Annotated in this window: 13 protein-coding genes and 1 rRNA gene; 10 read left to right on the top strand and 4 right to left on the bottom strand. The window is 30.9% G+C overall.

The annotated features are described in order from the left end of the window. Positions 1 to 6 precede the first annotated feature (6 nt). The 5 genes from rrf to CPAL_RS08295 all read left to right on the top strand — a co-directional run bounded on the left by rrf (position 7) and on the right by CPAL_RS08295 (position 6,183). Positions 7 to 123 (top strand): 5S ribosomal RNA (rrf, locus tag CPAL_RS08315). Between the two features lie 115 nt (positions 124 to 238). Further along, the gene (locus tag CPAL_RS08310; protein ID WP_061857831.1) at positions 239 to 1,126 is read left to right on the top strand and encodes a hypothetical protein; all 888 of its coding nucleotides are present in this window, start codon (positions 239 to 241) and stop codon (positions 1,124 to 1,126) included. A 91-nt stretch (positions 1,127 to 1,217) separates the two neighbouring features. Then, a complete protein-coding gene (locus CPAL_RS08305; protein ID WP_106024418.1) occupies positions 1,218 to 1,949 on the top strand; it encodes an NAD-dependent protein deacylase in 732 nt (243 codons plus the stop codon). Positions 1,950 to 2,106: 157 nt separating this feature from the next. Then, entirely contained in the window at positions 2,107 to 3,486 is a 1,380-nt protein-coding gene (locus tag CPAL_RS08300) for a sodium-dependent transporter (RefSeq protein WP_106024417.1), read from the top strand. An 84-nt stretch (positions 3,487 to 3,570) separates the two neighbouring features. Further along, positions 3,571 to 6,183 (top strand): calcium-translocating P-type ATPase, PMCA-type, encoded by a 2,613-nt coding sequence (locus tag CPAL_RS08295; RefSeq protein WP_061857828.1) that lies wholly within the window; start codon positions 3,571 to 3,573, stop codon positions 6,181 to 6,183. Between the two features lie 91 nt (positions 6,184 to 6,274). Here CPAL_RS08295 and CPAL_RS08290 read toward each other — a convergent pair whose 3' ends face one another. Together CPAL_RS08290 and CPAL_RS08285 are read right to left on the bottom strand one after the other, a co-directional pair. Further along, positions 6,275 to 7,192, bottom strand: a complete 918-nt coding sequence (locus tag CPAL_RS08290; protein WP_061857827.1) for a S66 peptidase family protein — start codon at positions 7,190 to 7,192, stop codon at positions 6,275 to 6,277. 155 nt (positions 7,193 to 7,347) lie between these two features. After that, entirely contained in the window at positions 7,348 to 8,298 is a 951-nt protein-coding gene (locus tag CPAL_RS08285) for a magnesium transporter CorA family protein (RefSeq protein WP_061857826.1), read from the bottom strand. A gap of 296 nt (positions 8,299 to 8,594) precedes the next feature. Here CPAL_RS08285 and CPAL_RS08280 point away from each other — a divergent pair, with 296 nt between their 5' ends. Next, positions 8,595 to 9,086: a hypothetical protein gene (locus CPAL_RS08280; RefSeq protein ID WP_061857825.1), complete on the top strand. Its 492-nt coding sequence runs from the start codon at positions 8,595 to 8,597 to the stop codon at positions 9,084 to 9,086. Between the two features lie 17 nt (positions 9,087 to 9,103). On the opposite strand, the gene CPAL_RS08275 is transcribed toward CPAL_RS08280, so the two are convergent. Beyond that, the gene (locus CPAL_RS08275; protein ID WP_061857824.1) at positions 9,104 to 10,267 is read right to left on the bottom strand and encodes a zinc-binding metallopeptidase family protein; all 1,164 of its coding nucleotides are present in this window, start codon (positions 10,265 to 10,267) and stop codon (positions 9,104 to 9,106) included. A 143-nt stretch (positions 10,268 to 10,410) separates the two neighbouring features. Here CPAL_RS08275 and CPAL_RS08270 point away from each other — a divergent pair, with 143 nt between their 5' ends. Beyond that, positions 10,411 to 12,261: a L,D-transpeptidase gene (locus CPAL_RS08270; RefSeq protein WP_242976299.1), complete on the top strand. Its 1,851-nt coding sequence runs from the start codon at positions 10,411 to 10,413 to the stop codon at positions 12,259 to 12,261. Positions 12,262 to 12,290: 29 nt separating this feature from the next. Here the strand turns inward: CPAL_RS08270 and CPAL_RS08265 are convergent, their stop codons facing one another. Next, complete coding sequence (locus tag CPAL_RS08265) at positions 12,291 to 12,983, bottom strand: YhcN/YlaJ family sporulation lipoprotein (protein WP_061857822.1); 693 nt, start codon at positions 12,981 to 12,983, stop codon at positions 12,291 to 12,293. Between the two features lie 205 nt (positions 12,984 to 13,188). Between CPAL_RS08265 and CPAL_RS08260 the strand changes: the two genes are divergently transcribed. Genes CPAL_RS08260 through tmk form a run of 3 tightly spaced genes read left to right on the top strand, consistent with a single transcriptional unit; the run spans position 13,189 to position 15,489 of the window. Then, entirely contained in the window at positions 13,189 to 13,401 is a 213-nt protein-coding gene (locus tag CPAL_RS08260; RefSeq protein WP_061857821.1) for a sigma factor G inhibitor Gin, read from the top strand. Next, positions 13,380 to 14,834: an aminotransferase class I/II-fold pyridoxal phosphate-dependent enzyme gene (locus tag CPAL_RS08255; RefSeq protein WP_106024420.1), complete on the top strand. Its 1,455-nt coding sequence runs from the start codon at positions 13,380 to 13,382 to the stop codon at positions 14,832 to 14,834. Before CPAL_RS08260 ends, CPAL_RS08255 begins: the two co-directional genes overlap by 22 nt. Before the next feature lie 10 nt (positions 14,835 to 14,844). Beyond that, complete coding sequence (tmk, locus tag CPAL_RS08250; protein ID WP_106024416.1) at positions 14,845 to 15,489, top strand: dTMP kinase; 645 nt, start codon at positions 14,845 to 14,847, stop codon at positions 15,487 to 15,489. Positions 15,490 to 15,662 lie beyond the last annotated feature (173 nt).

The raw sequence follows: 15,662 nt of genomic DNA, 5'->3' as shown, positions 1-15,662 counted from the left end.
ATAATATCTGGTGGTTATGGCTTGAAGGTAACACCCGTTCCCATTCCGAACACGAAGGTTAAGCTTCAAAGCGCCGATGGTACTGCACTGGAGACGGTGTGGAAGAGTAGGTCGCTGCCAGGTAAGAATTAAAGCACTAAGAAATTTCTTAGTGCTTTTTTATTTATTCCTTCTTAGAATTTATTTTAATTTATGGGTAAATAATAATTTATGTATTTAATTTTAAGGAGGAATAAATGTGATAAAGAAAATTGCTATAGCTATTATGGCTGGAGTACTTATGATAAGCTTTAACAAATACAATTCTTTAACCAATACAACAGCAAAAACTATAGCTATGACTACTAAATCAAAATATGTAGAAGATATTGTATATAAATTTATGCCAAAAGATATGGAATTATACTCAGCAATAAAATCTAAAAGAAATAATACGATTAAGTATAAAGATTTAGATGGAGATAAGGAAAAGGAAATACTATTTACATTTAAGTCTATAAAAAATGATAATGTAGGAGGAATAATTGTATTAAAAGAGGATGGAGGAGAATGGAAGGAAATATTAAGAGATTATGGAGAAGGCAGACTAGTTTATGATATATATTATGCAGATATAAATGGAGATAATAAAGATGAGCTTTTAATAGGAAGCTTTATTGGATATAAGGAAGGAAATGATTTAAGAATATATAAGTTCAATGATGACTGCAAATTACAGCTTATTGGAGAAGAAGGGTACCACAAAATACTCATAAAGGATATGCCTAATACACAAGGAAGATGTGATGGAAGAGATGAAATTGCGCTATGGCAAAAGGCAAATGGAGATGCATATGTTGTTAAGGTATTAAGATTTAATGATGGAGGATTAGTTGAGGCAAGAGATGTATATCCTTACTACTTTAAAAAGGTAGTTGATTATTATAAGTTTAATTTAAAAAAAGATTATAATAAAAATAATGCATTAATGTGGTATTATTTCATAGATGCTCAGCTTAAAGCAAATAATCCTAAGGAAGCTTTAAATAGTATTTATGAGGTTAAAAAATTGTGTCCAGAGGGATATGGTAATATGAAAAAAATGTTTGATAGGTTAGAGAAACAGGCAATAGGAAGTTATAATTAGTTAAAGGATAGGAGTATAAACATACACACCTATCCTAATTTTTTATTTTTTTGTATAATTATAAATAAAGTTTTATTAGGAGATGATTATTATGGATAAGTTAAAATTGTTTAAAGAAATGATTGATAAAAGTTCAAATATTGTTTTTTTTGGAGGAGCTGGTGTCTCAACTGAAAGCAATATACCTGATTTTAGGTCTGAAAATGGTTTGTATAAGACTAAAAATAATTTTGCTTATTCTCCAGAGGTTATGTTAAGTCATAGTTTTTTCATGGAACATACAGAGGATTTCTTTGATTTTTACAAGGCGAAGATGATATATAAGGATGCAAAGCCTAATTATGCTCATATTGTTCTTGCAGAACTTGAAAAGAGAGGAAAGCTTAAAGCTGTAATAACTCAAAATATAGATGGATTGCATCAAATAGCTGGTTCAAAAAATGTGTTAGAACTACATGGTTCTGTCCATAGAAACTATTGCATGAAATGCGGCAAGAGTTTTGATTTAGATTATGTATTAAATAGTAAAGAGTTGACTCCATATTGCGATGAATGTAGTGGAATTGTAAAACCTGATGTGGTATTATATGAAGAACCTTTGGATATGGATGTGATGGAAAGGGCAGTGAAACATATTCAAGAGGCGGATACCTTAATTGTAGGAGGAACTTCATTGGTAGTATATCCAGCGGCAGGACTTATACAGTATTTTAATGGAGAAAATTTAATTCTTATAAATAAGAGTTCTACATCATATGACAATAGAGCAGATCTTGTGATAAATGATAGCATAGGAAAGGTGCTAAAAAGCCTCATGAGTTAATGAGGCTTTTTTTATATTTTATATTATAAGTTTTTAATTAATCTTTACTTTTTATAATCAATTATTGTATACTATTTACAATATATTTTCTGCAATGATTTTAGTTCTTAATTGGAATTAAGTACCAATTGATATTTTGATTATGGAGGAATAAGAGATGAAAAACAATAAGGGAAGAGAAGGATTTTCATCGGGCTTGGCAGCATTTTTTGCAACTCTAGGTTCGGCAGTAGGGTTGGGAAATATATGGAAATTTCCTTATGTAGTTGGCTCTAATGGTGGAGCAGCATTTTTATTAGTATACTTCATATGTATAATTTTTGTAGGACTTCCTGTTATGATAAGCGAATTTTACATGGGAAGGAAAACAAGAAAAAGCGTTGTAGGAGCAGTACAAGAATTAAACTCTCATAAGAAGTGGAGAAGTATAGGAATTTCATCTATTTTATCTTCATACTTTATAGTGTTTTTCTATAGTGCTGTAGGAGGATGGGTTTATTCCTATGTATTTAGAGCAATAAAAGGAGATTTCAATGAAGCTACTGCAGAAAATGTACAAGTGATGTTTATGGATACCATAACTAATCCAGTGAGTGCTATAGCTTGGCAGCTTGTTGTTATTGCTGTAGTCTCTATTATTCTAGCATCAGGAGTAAAGAATGGAATTGAGAGAATAACAAAGACTCTTATGCCTATATTGTTTGTATTGATTCTAGTATGTGATGTAAGAGCATTAACATTACCAGGTGTGAAGGACAGCTTTAAATTCTTATTTAAAGTAGATTTTTCTATGTTAACTCAGCAGGGAATACTCGTTGCTATGGGACTGGCCTTCTTTAAAATGTCCTTAGGAATGGGTACTATGACTACCTATGGAAGTTACTTTACTGAAAAAGATAATATGATGTCCACAGCTGCTAAGGTAGCTATATCAGATACTATAGTTTCCCTTTTAGTGGGCATAGCTGTTTTTGGAGCAGTTTTTTCATTTAATATGGAGCCAACAGCAGGACCAGGATTATTATTTATGACTGTACCTCTTGTATTTGGCAAATTGCCTTTTGGAAGCATACTTTTAGTAGTATTTTTTATATTATCTTCAATTGCAGCAACCACTGCTATGATTTCTATGTGTGAGGTTGCAATTGCATATTTTGTGGAACAAAAAGGATTTTCTAGAAAGAAAGCTGTTTTGATAAATGCAATTATAATACTTATCTTTGGGATACCAGCAGCTCTTTCAGCAGATGCATCTGGAGTTCTTGGAGGAATAACTGTATTTGGTAAAACATTATTTGATTTGTTTGATTATGTATCCTCTAACATATTATTGCCTTTAGGGGGCCTTATTATAGCAATTTTTATTGGTTATACAGTACCTAAAAAAGATATAGAAAAGGAATTATCCAATCAAGGTGCAATAGAGCAAAACAAACTTATAAATTTCTATTATTTTATTTTGAGATATGTTACACCTGTATTGGTGTTTATAGTATTCCTATCATCTATTGGAGTATTTGATAAAATATTAAAATAAATTTGATTAAAAGTCCTTTTAATATGGTTTATTTGGGGAATTATATTAAAAGAGCTTATTTTATTTTTTGAAAGGAAGATATTTATGGATGATTTTTATAGAAAAACAATTGAAGAAGCAATGGAAGCCTTAGAAGTTACGGAAAAAGGATTAAGTGCTGAAGAAGTAGAAAAAAGCCGACAAACATATGGCTTTAATGAGCTGGATGAAGGAGCTAAAAAAAGCACTTTTCAAATATTTTTAGAACAGTTTAAGGATTTTTTAGTAATAATACTTATAGCTGCAGCTGTAATATCAGCTTTTCTTGGAAAATTTGAAAGTACTATTGTTATATTAGTTGTATTAATTATAAACGCTATTTTGGGAACTGCACAACATGTTAAAGCAGAGCAGTCTTTAAGAAGTTTAAAAGCTCTTTCTTCTCCTACAGCTAAGGTATTAAGAAATGGAGAAAGAATAGAAATACCTTCAAGAGAAATAGCTGTAGGAGATATACTATATTTAGATGCAGGAGATTATGTAAGTGCTGATGGAAGAATCATTGAATCTCATAGCCTTCAAGTAAATGAAAGTTCTTTAACAGGAGAATCTGAAAGTGTACTAAAGGTTACAGAAAAAATAGATCAGGAAAATGTAGGTATTGGAGATAGAAAAAATATGGTCTTTTCAGGCAGCTTTGTCACTTACGGAAGAGGAGTTGTTTTGGTCACTGCTGTTGGTATGAATACAGAAATAGGTAAGATAGCTAATCTATTAGAAAATGCGAAAGAGAAGAAAACTCCTCTACAAGTGAGCCTAGATAAGTTTGGAAAAAAGCTTGCTGTAATAATATTAATAATATCTGCAATAATTTTTGCAATAAATATATTCAGAGGATCTTCTATCCTTGATGCTTTGATGTTTGCTGTATCTTTGGCAGTAGCTGCAATACCAGAGGCTTTAAGTTCAATTGTAACCATTGTTCTAGCTCTTGGGACTCAAAAGATGGCAAAAGAAAATGCCATAGTAAGAAAGCTTCATGCAGTTGAGAGCCTCGGAAGTATTTCTGTCATATGTTCAGATAAAACGGGAACCTTAACTCAGAATAAAATGACAGTTCAAAAAATATTTGTGGATGATAAAGTTATAGAAAAGGATAAGCTTGACAGCAATGAAAAGCTTCAGCGATTATTGGTGTTTATGGCACTTTTATGTAATGATGCGGTTACAACCGAAAATAAGGAAATTGGAGATCCAACAGAGGTTGCTTTAGTAAATTTAGGAGCTATATATGACTTAGATGAGTTAGAGATAAGGAACAAGTATCCGAGATTAGGTGAGATTCCATTTGATTCGGATAGAAAGCTTATGAGTACCATTAATAAATGTGAAGATGATAAAGTTTATATGATAACTAAAGGTGCTTTAGATGTGCTTTTACAAAGATGTACTCATATAAGAAAATCTGATGGAGTACATCCTCTTGCAGAAGAACAAAAAAAAGAAATAGAACGCATAAATAAGGAGTTTTCAGAAAGTGGGCTTAGAGTTTTAGCTTTTGCCCATAAGGAATTTGAGGAAGGAAAAGAAGCTACTCTAGAGGATGAAAGCAATTTAATCTTCTTAGGATTGATTTCTATGATGGATCCTCCAAGGAAGGAATCTAAAGATGCTGTAGCAAGCTGTATTAGTGCTGGAATTAAGCCTGTTATGATAACTGGAGACCATAAAGTAACTGCCTCAGCTATAGCAAAGGAGATAGGAATACTTCAAGGTGAAGATAAGGCTATGGAGGGATATGAACTTGATTCTCTAAGTGATGAAGAACTAAAGGAAAAAGTAGAAAATATAGCTGTATATGCTAGAGTATCTCCAGAACATAAGATAAGAATAGTAAGAGCATGGCAGGAAAGAGGAAATGTAGTTGCCATGACAGGAGATGGGGTAAACGATGCTCCAGCATTAAAGCAGGCAGACATAGGCATAGCTATGGGAATTACAGGAACAGAAGTTGCTAAGGATGCAGCATCTATGATATTAACAGATGATAACTTTTCAACTATTGTAAAATCAGTAGCAAACGGAAGAAGTATATATGCTAATATTAAGAATTCCATAAAGTTTTTATTGTCGGGAAATACTGCAGGTATAATATCCGTATTATATGCATCAATTGCAGGACTTCCAATTCCATTTGCGCCAGTACATTTGTTGTTTATAAATTTAGTTACAGACAGCCTTCCTGCTATAGCTATAGGTCTGGAACCTTATAATAAGCATATTATGAATGAAAAGCCAAGAGGTATAAATGAGCCTATATTAAATAGGGCTTTTGGAATTGAGGTAATAGTAGAGGGAATAATCATAGCTATATGTACCATGATAGCCTTTCATATAGGCTTGTTAACAAATAATACACTAATTGCTAGTACAATGGCCTTTGCTACATTATGTCTTGCAAGGTTATTTCATGGATTTAATTCTAGATCAAAAGAATCCATATTTAAAATAGGAGTGTTTTCAAATAAATTTATTTGGATTGCCCTAATAATAGGAATTATATTGCTGCAAATAGTTATAGGCTTTAAGCCACTGGAGAGGGTTTTTGAAGCTGCACAACTTAATTCTAATCAATATTTATGGGTTTACGCACTATCACTTCTTCCATTAGTGCTTATTCAAATATACAAATTGATATTTGTAAGAGAAAGAAAATAGTATAAAAATGATTATAGCCCAGGAAATTAAGAGCTTAGAGAGTTTAGTCGCTGCACTTAGTTTAGAAAAAACTAAACTCTCTAAGCTAATATCACTGAACTACCCGCTCTAGTATGTCAATTTCTCCTTTATAGCAGTCTATTCTTGCTTCAGCTCCTATTGGAATAGTGAGCTTTGGATAATCGTGTCCGGACATAAAGTTAGATAGAGTTGGCTTTTTAAGAGACAAGATTCTATCTTTTATAACTTCATTCAAAGTCAAACTTCTCTCATAATGAGGTAAGAAGCAATTTGTAAATTGACCAAGTATAAATCCTTTGCACTTTTTAAGTTTCCCAGCTAAATGAAGATGAGTGAGCATTCTGTCTATGGCATAAGGCTGTTCACCTACATCTTCAATAAATAGAATATTATCTTCTGTATCAATTTCGTAAGGAGTTCCCAAAGTAGAAGCAATTAAAGAAAGATTTCCGCCTACAATTTTACCTTTAGCATATCCTCGTATATTGCAATTCAGATTTATGTTTGAAGGGTTTGAGAGCTTATATGGACGATATCCGTTCATAAGAGTGCTTAAAAAGTTTTTTAAAGTTTCTTCATCCTGTAGATTAGAGCTTCCCATAGGGCCGTGAAAAGTTATAAGATCACATTTTTGAAAAATTGTATTTAAAAATACAGTTATATCACTAAAACCTACTAAAATTTTAGGATTATGTCTTATGACTTTAAAGTCTAAGAAGGGAAGTATTCTCATAGAGCCGTATCCGCCTCTTACACATAAAATCATATCTACTTCGTCATCTAAGAACATATTCATAAAATCTTCTGCTCTATCTCTATCATTTCCAGCAAGATATCCCCATTTATCGTATAAATGCTTTCCTTCCTTTATCTTAAAACCAAGGCTTTTAAAAAACTCAATTGATTTCTTTATTTTATCTGGATCTTCAGGGCTTGCAGGAGCAATAAGTCCTATGGTATCACCGAACTTTAATCGTTTTGCTATCAAAGTATCACATCCCGCTTAATTATATTTACTAACTATGATATGCTCAAGAACTAAATTGTGCAACAATTTAATTTTAGTGGATGTGCTGTAGGCACATCCACTCCTCCATTTTCCGCGAAGTTAAGCTTTTCTAAATGCAAATCCCATAAGTGATGTTAAAACATTCCTTTTCTATTAAGTATGATAATACTTGCAATAATGCTGACAATGATTAAGCCTAGTGAAATAGCAAACCCTGGGCCGTCAGGAGCTGAAGACCAAGGAAGTCCCGTAACGTTCATACCGAATATACCTGAATATATATCAGGTATAGACATAACTATGGTTATAGAGGCAAGGAGCTTCATAACTAGGTTCAAGTTGTTGGAAATTATATTAGCTGAAGCATCCATGGTTGCAGTTAAGATATTGGTGTATATTCCTGTCATTTCTATAGCTTGTTTATTTTCAATTATTACATCTTCCAGTATATCTCTATCTTCTTCATATTTTTGCATAACTTCAAGCTTTAACATTTTCTCTAAAGTTATCTCATTGGCTTTGAGGGAAGTGGAAAAATATACAAGAGAATTTTGTAGAGAAAGCAACTGCATAAGTACTTTGTTGCTCATAGATTTATGCAACTTTTTTTGAATCATTAAACTCTTTTTACCAATTTGACGAAGACAGAGCAAAAAGTAACTAGATACTTTATAAAGAATCTGAAGAGTGAATCTAGAACGCTTAAAGGTATAAAAAGAGCGTATGTTCCCATCAACAAAGTCTGTTAATAATTTACTATTTTTTAAACATACGGTTATAATAGCATTTTCACTATGTATTATAGCAAGAGGATATGTATCGTAAGTTAAAGAGTTTTCCTCCATCTCTGTGAAAGGTATGTCTACTATAAAAAGCAGATTATTATCTTCAACATCTATACGGGATGTTTCTTCTTCGTCTAGGGCTGCATTTAAAAATTGAGGCGATACTCCAGTTTTTTTAGATATTAGTAATATTTCTTGCTCAGAAGGAGATACCATATTGATCCAGCACCCAGGCTCAACAGTATCAAGCTCTTGCAATGTAGTATTTACTTCACTTACAGTTTTATATATACAAATCATAAGACTCAATCCTTTCCAGTATATATATTTATATTATAACTTAGTAAAAAGTATTTCTAAAGATAAAACGAAGTTTTAAGAAGAGTTTTATCTTGACTGAATATACTTACTATTTAGAAATATAAAGAAAGTAATAAGTAAGGATATAAAATATCATATCTTATTATATATAATCCGTAAAAATTTAGTTAAATAAACTTAAATAGATAGATAAAAGGACTAAAAGGGTTGAGAAGGATTATAAAAAGAAGTATAATTTGTATTGGACTATTAAAAATAGTGGAGGATAATATAAAATGTATAAGGAAACAGTAGTAAGAAAAAAGATTCCAACTATACTTACAATAATTATTTTGCTAGCTGTTTCTATAATAACGTCATGTGTAATTGAAAAGAGACAAATTTGCAAAAATGAATTTAGTACATATTTTATCATATTGTTAGTATGTATGATATCATTATTGATAATAATGCATATAAACAAATATAGTATAAAGTATAAATACTCTATAATTCAAGATGAACTAATAATATATAAGATTAAAGATTCAAGACAAGAAGTAATGGAGAGTATAAAGATAAAGGATATACAGTCTTTAGAAAATATGGGCAAAATTATTTCAAGGTTCAAAACTATTTTTTGTAGAAAATACAGCTGTTTAAATGTAGCTAATGATTTATATATGTGTTTATATGATAACGGCCGTATGAAAGTTAGATTTTATTTTGAGCCAAGTTATAAGCTTATTAGCAGATTAAACTGGTTAAGAACAAAACAGGTATTTTAAAACACTAGGTCTATTCCCTAGTGTTTTTTATTATACTGACTAAGTTCAAGCTTTGCCTCGGAAATTAAAGCTTCTTGGCTCATCAAATCAAGACCTGTAAATGCAAGAGCTTTAATAGCAGACATCATTTTTTCTTTGGCAAAGGAAGATAAAGTAGCCTTTGCAAACTCTTGTGATGCAAATTTAATGGAGTCATCTTCTGTAATCTTTATAAGAAACCTGAGAGTTGGAACGATGTGGCTTACATTTCCAAGACTTAATCCATGTGGAACATTTACTTCATCATCTAGCTCTATAATACCTTGCTCTTTTAAGTTGTGAGAAAATAGTCTGCACAAGGTTTTGTTTGATATAAGATTTTCATAAGGAGCTCCTGCAAGTGATACTTGTGAATCTATATTCATTAAGTCCTTTAATCCATAGGCAAGTTTTTCAAGCTTGCTTTTAATCTCTTCTGCTAAAGTAAGATTTGGAGCTTTAATGGTAAAGCTGCTTTCTATATTGTTAGTTAATACATTTGGAGCTAAATCTCCATTTATGCTTATTCTGTCAATAGAACATTCCTTAGAATATCCCTTTACTATAGTGTTTATAGAATTCAAGGTAAAAAGACACGCATCAAAAGCAGAGTAAGCATTATTTTCAGTACATCCAGAAGCTTTATTACAACGATATGTAATTTTAACTGGAAGTACAGCAGGAGAAGTATAACAATTAGCATTAATTACATTAGGCTGAACCATTAAAACGGCATCTATATCATTAAAGACACCTTGCTTTGCCATTACTACCTTGGAACCGCTTAAAAATTCTCCGGGACATCCTATTACAACTACAGAGCCATGAGTTTTAGGTATAATCTTTGAAAGTCCAAGAGCTGCACCTATAGACATTGCTGGTACTAAGTTGGTTCCTAAAATATGACCATCTCTACATATGCAGTCATATTCACATATGTAACAAATCTTTGGATGACCTTCACCATATTGAGCCATAAAAGCTGTAGGCATATCTAAATAATTTTCTTCTATTTTAAAGTCATTATTTTTAAGAATATTAGTTAAGTACTCGTAAGCTTTATGTTCACAGAAACTATCTTCTGGGTAATCATATAGATATTTAGCTATATCACAGATATCTTCCTCTATTAAGGTTAAGTGTTTTATAATCTCTTCTTTCATAAAATTTCCTCCTTTTGTAGAATATCATTTATTAGTATGCCCTTGCAAAGAAAATATATATAACTATTGAAAAACATATATAGAAATCGTATAATAGAAGAATAAGTTGTTGGAACAAATTGGAAATAAAAGGGGGGTAAAGTATGACAAAACTGAGAAGTTATTCATTGGTAAAAACAATATTTTTAGCTTTAATAATAACAGTATTTACTGGGGTTACAAGTGCTTATGCTGCAGAATCTCTTCCTAAAATACAGAGGTTAAACCTTGAATATGCAATTGTAAGGGAAGGAGATACTCAGACAATTGATATATTTACAAATTATGCAGGAAAGGTTCAGTATAGAGTCTGGATAGTAAATAGAAAAAACAATATATGGCAGGATATAACTAATGGATATACAGCAGCCCAAGATGGTAAAAAGGTATTTACTGTAACTACTCCTGAGCTAAAAGAAGGGGAATATGGTATATCAGTTTGGGTCAAAAGAGCAGGAGCTACACCAGCTAATACAAAAGGTTATGATAACTTTTTGGGGGATATGATGCTTTGCTTAAAGGATAATGGACAAGGGCCCAACGTTAAATTAAGCAGTATACAAAATAACTATTCAGTAGGAGGAAACATAGAGGTAAAAAAGGAAGAAGGAAAACAGTATTCATATAGTTATAGTATTGATGATCTTATACAAGGTAAAACTCTAGTTTCCTTTACACCTTATAAGGATAGTTTTTCATGGAAAGCCAGCAAAGATGGACTATACTTATTGAAGGTAAAGATTAAAAGCATAGAAAAGATTGCAGTTCCTAAGGTTAAAGAAGATAAAGATGATGAAAAGTCTAAATTAGATATTAAACCTCAAGAAAAAGATGGACAAGTAATTGAAGAAAAAGCTGCTGTAGAAAATCAAGACAAAGTGAATGTAGAAGATAAAAATAATATTTCAGCAGCATCTGATAAAAACAGTGTTGAAGGTGAAAGCAAAAAAGATGAAAATGGAATAGTTGATAATAAAGATGAAAATGGAATAGTTGATAATAAAGATGAAAATGGAATAGTTGATAATAAGGAAATCAGTAATGACAAAACAATTGATGACAAAGTAGTTGGTGATGAGAAAATTAATAATGAGGAAGTTGCTAATAATAAGATAGCAGATGATGGGAAAATAGATGAGGTTTCAACGACTGATGATGCTGCTTTAGAGGAAGATAAAGAAGACATTAGTAATGATACACAAAATCTTGATGTAAACTCTGAAGAAGACAAGGAAGAAATTGAGTACAAAGAAGTAGAAAAAATAACTGAGGTAAAAAAAATAATACTTGTAGGAGATCCATATAAAGTCAAGGAACCTACATCATCTACAGGATCTACAGCTCCAAGTGTTAGTTCTTTAGTAGTTGGAAATGCTGGAGAAACACAGCGTATTTATATTAAAGCACAGCCAAGTGCAAGTTCTAAAAATGTAGGATATTTTTATGGAAGTACAGTAGGAGTTAAAATTCTAAAAACTGTAGGTGACTTTTATTATATAGAAGCAACTGATTATAATTCCTTAAAGCCAGTAAAGGGTTATGTTTATAAATCTCAGTTAAAAACAATAAAGCCAAGAACAGATTACTCAATTAAGGTAGATTTAAGTGAGCAAAAGGTCTATATATTCAAGGAAGGAAAGTTATATAAAAGCTTTGAGTGTTCTACAGGACTAGATTCAACTCCGACGCCAACAGGAACATATGTTATAGGAGATAGAGGACCATATTTCTATACAGGAACGGGAAATTCGGTAATATGCTACAACTGGATTAGATGGAATAATAACTTTTTATTCCACAGTACTCTTCACACAAGAAGTGGACAAGAGATAGCCTCAGAAGCTAAAAAGCTTGGCTCTAAAGCTTCACATGGATGTATAAGAGTAGCAGTTCCTAATATACAATGGATGTATAAATATATACCAAAAGGAACATTAGTAATTATTCAAAATTAATAAAAAAACGCCAAGTTGGCGTTTTTTTATTATCTAGGAATTATTCTTCTAAAGATTTCTTCTATTTCAGCACCAAATTGAGAGAATGGCTTTCCTGCTCTTATACCTTCACCAATATTGGTAATTCTCTTAAATATATCAGCATCAGCACTTACAGCTACAGTTTGAATTCTTTTATCTGCATTTTTTACGACTCTTTCAACATTATTTTTTAACTCAGTAGTCATTTTACCTTCTTGAGCTGATCCAATATCTACACCAACAATTGCTCTATTGCCACTTACAATTACCCTGGAACTTCTAACACCTTTAACTTTATTTACAGCACGTTCTATTGCAGCTGCTCTTTTTATATCATTATTAGATGCATTTATGTTATCACTTCCAGAGTCATCTCTTGTTGTACTTTCTTGTAGTCCTTCCTTTGCAATATTATTATTTCTAGTATCATTAATGATATTAGTATTGTATCTATTAGTATATCCATTATTATATCTTGTAGTGTTATTTTCTATATTAGGATACGTAACTCTATTATTTAGTGTACCATCTGGATTAAGATTAGCTCCCATTCTACCGTTCCTTACTGTATTGTTTTGTCCTGTTCTTCCAGTAGGTGGTGGGTTTGTGCTTTGTTGATTATTACCACATGCTGATAAACTTAATGAAAGTAGTAAAGCTGTAAATACTGATATTGTAGTTTTTGCATTTTTATATTTCATATTTATCACCTCAAATCTAGTATGTACAGTTTGTATATTAACTATGAAAAAAGACAATATTAAATTTTTATAATAAGTTCCATAATATTACTAAAAAATAAATAAAAAAATTTTGTGGACAAAATAAGATTATATAGATCACTGAATAAAATATACTATAAGGGGCAATAATCCGAATATTAGTAATTGTTTTGAGGGGGTAAAAATGCAAAAACAAAAATGTATTATATGTGGAAAGCCTCTAAATGATGGTATAATGATAAATGGAAGAGGAATATGTAAAAGCTGTGAAGATAGAATAACTAATGCTGAAAGCGGTACAGATTTTTATGAGTATTATAAATGCTGTATAAAAAAATATATAGTGAACCATATGATAAGAGGAGAGGAATGCAAGTGCCAAAATTACCCCTTGTAGAAGGAGTTTTAAAGTATATAAAAGAGAATAACATAAGATTTTCTATGCCAGGACATAAAGGAAAGATAGGTTTCAATTCAACTGAAATTGGTAGAGAGTTATATAAAAATTTTATAGATATGGATATAACTGAAGTTGAAGGAGTAGATAATCTTCACAATGCTGAAGGAATAATAAAAGAAGCTGAAGAGGCTTTAGCTAAATTTTATGGAAGTAAAAGGTCATATTTTCTAGTGAATGGAAGCACTAGTGGAAACCTTACCATGATATTTTCTACATTTAATGAGGGCGACAAGGTTATTGTTGAACGAAATTGCCATAAGTCTATATTTAATGGAATTATATTAAGAAAGCTAAAACCTGTTTATATAAAAAATAAAATTAATTTAAAATACGATGCTCCTCTTTCTATAGATGAGGAGCATTTTTTGCATGTACTTGATGAAAATAGGGATGCTAAAGGAATTATAATAACTTATCCTAATTATTATGGAGTTTGCCCTAATTTAAAGTTTATAGTAGAAGAAGCTAAGAAAAGACAAATGAAGGTATTAGTAGATTCTGCTCATGGTGCCCATTTTGGAGTTTCAGAAGAACTTCCCAAAAGTGCAGTATCTCTTGGAGCAGATATGGTAGTAATGAGTTCTCATAAGACGCTTCCAAGCCTTACACAAACAGCTTATCTCCATTTGAATAATAGTGATGACATAGATAAGGTTAAATTTTATTTGAATATATTTTTAAGTACTAGTCCTTCATATATGTTGATGTGCTCTATGGACTATGCTAGATTTTATCTTGAGGAATATGGAAAAGATGACTATAAAAAACTTATAGACATAGCAAACAAGTATAGAAAAAAGATAAATAGGATTAAAGGAATTCATATATTAGGAAGAGAAGACTTAGATAATATAGAAGGAGATTTGGACTTATCAAGATACATAATTAATTTATCAAAAGATTATAATGCGGGAAAGCTATTAAGATACTTAAGAAAAAACAAAATTCAGGCAGAGATGAATGATAATCAAAATGTTATACTTATCTTTTCACCTTTTAATACGGAAGATGAGTTTGAAAAACTGTATAAGGTTCTCAAGAATTGCCCTATGGACATTTTAAAACATGATTGCAATAATATAAATTATAATATGTCAAATCATAATATACCAGAAACTAAGATGTTACCATATGAGGTAATAGATAAAGATAAAGAATATGTTAATCTAAGAGATTCAAAGGGAAAAATATGTGCAGAATCCATAATTCCATATCCGCCGGGAATACCTATAGTAGCTCTTGGAGAAGAAATAAGTGAAGAAGCTATAAAAACTATAGAATATTGCTTAGAAAGCAAAATAGATGTGATGGGAATAATAAACACAGATAATGGTATCAAAGTTAAGGTAGTAAAATTAACAAAAGGGTGATGGTAAACATATGAAGAAGGGTTTATTTGTAACATTAGAGGGGCCAGAGGGTTCTGGAAAGTCAACTATTATAAAGATGATAGAAGAGGATTTAAATAAAAGTAAGATTGAATATGTATCTACAAGGGAGCCTGGAGGTATAGATATAGCAGAGCAGATAAGAGAGGTTATTTTAAATAAAAGTAATACAGCTATGGATAAAAGAACAGAAGCTCTTTTATATGCTGCATCCAGAAGACAACATATGGCTGAGAAAGTAATTCCTGCTTTAGAAGATGGAAAAATTGTGATTTGCGATAGATTTATTGATTCTTCTCTTGCCTATCAAGGTTACGCTAGGGGAATAGGAATGGATGAAGTTATGAAAATAAATGAGTTTGCTATTGAAGGATATATGCCAGACCTTACAATATATCTTGACATAGAACCTAAGATAGGTCTTGAAAGAATAGGTAAAAATAAGGAAAGGGAAGTAAATAGGTTAGATCTAGAGAATTTAGAATTCCATAATAAAGTAAGAGAGGGTTATCTTAAAATTTTAGAAGTTTATAGTAATAGAATAAAAAGAGTAGATGCAAATAGGGAAATAGAATTGGTTTTTCAAGATGTAAGAAGACTTATAAAGGATAAATTAGATACTATTACTAAGGAATAATAAGTTAATATTATAAGGAATTTTTTGGTAAAGAAAAAACTTTTAATGAAATAAGAAATAAATATGTTAAAATATAAGGTAAAGAATAAAATTAATTAATAACAAATGAGGGCTTTAAATGAGTATTAAATTTATATTCATTTAAGATTCGATTAAATAAATTAGACTTTAAT

Origin of the sequence: Clostridium thermopalmarium DSM 5974 (assembly GCF_002995795.1) — a bacterium.
GTDB lineage: Bacteria > Bacillota > Clostridia > Clostridiales > Clostridiaceae > Clostridium_H > Clostridium_H thermopalmarium.
This window is presented reverse-complemented; position numbering and strand designations above follow the sequence as displayed.

Coding starts and splice junctions, on each gene's coding strand:
- CPAL_RS08305 (WP_106024418.1), top strand. CDS start 1,218: ATGGATAAGTTAAAATTGTTTAAAGAAATGATTGATAAAAGTTCAAAT.
- CPAL_RS08300 (WP_106024417.1), top strand. CDS start 2,107: ATGAAAAACAATAAGGGAAGAGAAGGATTTTCATCGGGCTTGGCAGCA.
- CPAL_RS08295 (WP_061857828.1), top strand. CDS start 3,571: ATGGATGATTTTTATAGAAAAACAATTGAAGAAGCAATGGAAGCCTTA.
- CPAL_RS08285 (WP_061857826.1), bottom strand. CDS start 8,298: ATGATTTGTATATATAAAACTGTAAGTGAAGTAAATACTACATTGCAA.
- CPAL_RS08280 (WP_061857825.1), top strand. CDS start 8,595: ATGTATAAGGAAACAGTAGTAAGAAAAAAGATTCCAACTATACTTACA.
- CPAL_RS08275 (WP_061857824.1), bottom strand. CDS start 10,267: ATGAAAGAAGAGATTATAAAACACTTAACCTTAATAGAGGAAGATATC.
- CPAL_RS08270 (WP_242976299.1), top strand. CDS start 10,411: ATGACAAAACTGAGAAGTTATTCATTGGTAAAAACAATATTTTTAGCT.
- CPAL_RS08265 (WP_061857822.1), bottom strand. CDS start 12,983: ATGAAATATAAAAATGCAAAAACTACAATATCAGTATTTACAGCTTTA.
- CPAL_RS08260 (WP_061857821.1), top strand. CDS start 13,189: ATGCAAAAACAAAAATGTATTATATGTGGAAAGCCTCTAAATGATGGT.
- tmk (WP_106024416.1), top strand. CDS start 14,845: ATGAAGAAGGGTTTATTTGTAACATTAGAGGGGCCAGAGGGTTCTGGA.